Genomic DNA, 201 nt, shown 5'->3' with positions numbered 1-201 from the left:
GGTGATTAGCTCAGCTGGGAGAGCGTCTGCCTTACAAGCAGAATGTCGGCGGTTCGATCCCGTCATCACCCACCACTCCCGAGATACTTGCGAAAGCAAGAGGTAGGCTGAAATGCCTCCACCGACGCGCAGCGGTAGTTCAGTCGGTTAGAATACCGGCCTGTCACGCCGGGGGTCGCGGGTTCGAGTCCCGTCCGCTGC

Annotated in this window: 1 tRNA gene; it reads left to right on the top strand. The window is 60.7% G+C overall.

The window, feature by feature from the left end:
* Positions 1 to 128 precede the first annotated feature (128 nt).
* Positions 129 to 201 (top strand) — tRNA-Asp (locus ACCD00_RS30960).

Origin of the sequence: Pseudomonas sp. Pseusp3 (genome assembly GCF_047304225.1) — a bacterium.
GTDB classification, from domain to species: Bacteria; Pseudomonadota; Gammaproteobacteria; order Pseudomonadales; family Pseudomonadaceae; genus Aquipseudomonas; species Aquipseudomonas fluorescens_CD.
Note: the sequence above shows the minus strand (reverse complement) of the source record. Positions and strands in the feature narration are given on the sequence as shown.